Genomic DNA, 1,965 nt, shown 5'->3' on the forward strand with positions numbered 1-1,965 from the left:
AAATCTGGTATCTTCTGCCCTCGGTCAACTGCTGATAATTCATGGTAGTACTGCTTGTTTCTTTGGCGAGAAGAGCGTACCACTTTCAGCAGTTGGCTTCTTCTTCTACACCTTTCCATGAATGTCGCACTTATTATCTGAAATCGGGTTTATAGAATGGGGATGATATGTTATTTAAAGCATTTAAGAATGCCAGACAACAAGTAATGTTAGACAAGTTAGAAGCAAGATGTGTCGAACTTGGTGTTATCAGATTTTCTTTGATTTTGGGTTGCCCTTGGTTTGAGGAGTCTTATCTTCCAAGTCGTTTCAATTTAATTAGAGACGATTTAGGATATGTAGTAGGAATCAATCCTAAGCCTATTAATGATAGAGATTATACTGATATTACTCATAGTGTTGTTACCTTTAACAATGAGCATGAAATATCACATCAAACGCACAAAGGTTGGGTGATTAGTAAGATATAATTACAACGTTCTTATTTATAAAAGTATATCAACAGGATAGAACTAAGTAGTTTATGAAACTACTTAGAGATAATTAAGATCCTGTAAATGATTCTACTTATTGTTTTCAGGGTGGGTTTTAATGGCTTTTATCATTACATACAAAGCAGCGCCGATAGCATATATAGGCCAAAATATACTAACTCCGAGAGCCTTTAAGACTCCATAACGTAATTGCGATAAAAGTATAATAACTGCCACGACCATATAAATATATATCACTATAAGCTTCCAGTGTAATTAATTAAAAAAGACCAAATAATTTCTTTTTCTTGGACTTTATATGCTTAACAAGCTTACTCGCTTCACTATCTCCTTTCTTCATTGCTTTTTCTGCATAATAAAGCGCTAGGTCATGGTTTTTTTCTGTACCAAAACCATTAAAATACATTAGTGCAGTTGTGTACAATGCATCAGGATAATTATTATCTGCTGCTAATTTTGAATAATGCAATGCCATTGCTTCATTTTTAGGAGTTCCCTTACCATCAAGTAAAAGTGCAGAATACCTAAATTGTGACTTCGCATCCCCTGACTTAGCAGCTCCTTCTAAGAAATGAGCTGATTTATTGAAGTCTTGTTTCACATTGAAAGGTGAAGTTACAAATCCTCCATATAAATGCCCTAGAAACGACTGTGCTAGTATATTTCCAGAATTTGCACTTTTTGTTAACCATTTTAAGGCATTGGTGGCATCCCCTCTATTTCCGTATTCGTATCCAGTCTCATACATACCAGCATCAATCCCATTTTTTGCAGATTGTTCATGCCAATAAAAAGCAGCATCTAAATCTTGTTTAGTACCAACACCCTTATAGAACATCTGGCCTAAATTGTATTGAGACTTACTGTGTCCTTGAGTAGCTGCCTGTTCGAAAAAAATAAAAGCATCATTAAATGCAGGAGGCTGCTTTTGGAAAGCCTCTACACCTTGTAAGTATATTTTTTCTAAATCCATGAAATACATCCATAAAACAATAATATTAGACGTGTCAACTAGCTTAGCCAGTATTTCCTTCATTTTGTCACTTGTCATCTTATGAGGTAAGAATATCACCTCTAACTAGGTGGCCAAATTCACCGTACCACTACAATACTGACACCAAATCAATAGACACTTTGTAGCATAAGAAAAAATAGGTCAAATAACCCAATATCGAAATGAGACACAGAGCAGATCTAGCTTAGAATGGGGCATTTTTGAGTTACCCGATTGCAGTATGTCGTCAGCGAAGGCAGCACATCATTTTTGTTTGCTTGCCTTTGTTATCAGCTGAAACTCCATACCAGTGCGTTTAGTGTTACGGGCTGAGGGATCCCCTCATAATTTCCCCAAAGCACAACCATGTTTGAATAGATTTTGAGCAAGCAGGGTTGCAGCCGCGAGCAAGTCTTCCCTCGTTATTGTGTAGCCAGAATGCCGCAAAACTTCCATCCCTAAGCGCACTGTTGAGAG

The 1,965-nt window shown here is 36.7% G+C and carries 2 protein-coding genes and 1 pseudogene; 1 reads left to right on the top strand and 2 read right to left on the bottom strand.

Translation table 11 applies throughout. From position 1 onward, the window contains the following. Positions 1 to 167 precede the first annotated feature (167 nt). Entirely contained in the window at positions 168 to 470 is a 303-nt protein-coding gene (locus DZ860_RS23665; protein ID WP_014386665.1) for a hypothetical protein, read from the top strand. 283 nt (positions 471 to 753) lie between these two features. Here the strand turns inward: DZ860_RS23665 and DZ860_RS23670 are convergent, their stop codons facing one another. Continuing rightward, on the bottom strand, positions 754 to 1,467 hold the full coding sequence (locus tag DZ860_RS23670) for a tetratricopeptide repeat protein (RefSeq protein WP_165862957.1): 714 nt from the start codon (positions 1,465 to 1,467) through the stop codon (positions 754 to 756). A gap of 363 nt (positions 1,468 to 1,830) precedes the next feature. After that, positions 1,831 to 1,965 (bottom strand): annotated as a pseudogene (locus DZ860_RS23675) (IS4 family transposase); the annotation flags it as partial.

The sequence above is a fragment of the Vibrio sinensis genome, from assembly GCF_003605645.1.
In the GTDB taxonomy this organism is placed as follows: domain Bacteria; phylum Pseudomonadota; class Gammaproteobacteria; order Enterobacterales; family Vibrionaceae; genus Vibrio; species Vibrio sinensis.

What these genes read in the sequence shown, in the direction of transcription:
- DZ860_RS23665 (WP_014386665.1), top strand. Translation starts at nt 168, where the DNA reads ATGTTATTTAAAGCATTTAAGAATGCCAGACAACAAGTAATGTTAGAC.
- DZ860_RS23670 (WP_165862957.1), bottom strand. Translation starts at nt 1,467, where the DNA reads ATGGATTTAGAAAAAATATACTTACAAGGTGTAGAGGCTTTCCAAAAG.